This window comes from Clostridium sp., from assembly GCF_051650885.1.
GTDB lineage: Bacteria > Bacillota > Clostridia > Clostridiales > Clostridiaceae > Clostridium.
The window spans coordinates 1-1191 of sequence record NZ_JBOFRG010000149.1 but is presented as its reverse complement, the minus strand read 5'-3'; the positions used below and the strand labels follow the sequence as shown (position 1 = coordinate 1191).

The 1191-nt window shown below is 32.2% G+C and carries 1 protein-coding gene; it reads right to left on the bottom strand.

All coding sequences use genetic code 11. The annotated features are described in order from the left end of the window. Positions 1 to 1191: 1-deoxy-D-xylulose-5-phosphate synthase (gene dxs / locus ACRC28_RS07195; RefSeq protein ID WP_438542771.1), on the bottom strand; the 1191-nt coding region annotated here is incomplete at both ends.

The window sequence follows — 1191 nt, the reverse complement described above, 5'->3', positions numbered from 1 at the left end:
AACCGAATTCATTTAATTTTAAATTTATACTTGATCCTAATCCACCATTTATTACATTATCTTCAATTGATATTATAATATCTTGGGTCTTTGAAAGGTTTTCTAACAAGTCATCATCTAGTGGCTTTATAAATGTTGCATTGATTAAATTTATATTAATTCCTGTCTCGTCTAACATTTTCTTCGCAATAACTCCAGTAGATACCATTTTTCCTGTTGCTATGATAGAAATTTTATTTTCTTTAGAATTCATAACTTCCCACTTTCCAAATTTCACATCTGTAAGAGGTTTCATATTATCACAACTGTCCCCACCTCTTGGATATCTTATAGCAACTGGTCCATTTTTTTCTATCGCCCAATCTAACAGTAATTCTACCTCTTCTAAGCATTTTGGTGCAATTATTGTCATATTTGGAATCATTGATAAATATGAGATATCAAAAATCCCTTGATGTGTCTCTCCATCTTCTCCAACAATTCCTGCTCTATCAATTGCAAAAACTACCGGTAAGTTTTGGATACATACATCATGTAATACTTGATCAACACCTCTTTGTAAAAATGTTGAGTATACTGCAAAAACTGGCTTCAGTCCTGAACAAGCCATTCCAGCTGCCATAGTAACTGCGTGTTGTTCTGCTATACCTACATCAAAAAATCTATTTTCAAATTTCTTTCTAAAACTATTTAAACCTGTTCCATCTGGCATTGCTGCAGTTATCGCTACAACATTTTTATCTTTTTCTGCAATTTTCACAAGTGCTTTTCCAAATGCTCCAGAGTAATTTTCTTTTCCTTTTGCTCCAACTACTTCTCCACTTTTCTTATCAAATGGAGATATTCCATGATATTTACATGGACTTTTTTCAGCAAGTCCGTAGCCTTTTCCTTTAGTTGTAATTGTATGTATAATTACAGGCCCATTCATCATTTTTGCATTATTTATAACCTCTTTTAACTTCACTATATCATGTCCGTCAATTGGCCCTAAATACTTTATTCCCATATCTTCAAATAACATTGATGGGACTACTAATTGTTTTATACTGTCTTTAACTCTCGTTAATTTTAAGGCTAAACTCTCTCCAAGTTCAGTTCCGCTTAATTTTGTCTTTACTTCTTTTTTTATCATGTTATACTTAGGTTTCATACGCATCTTATTTAAATATGATGAAAGCCCTCCAACAT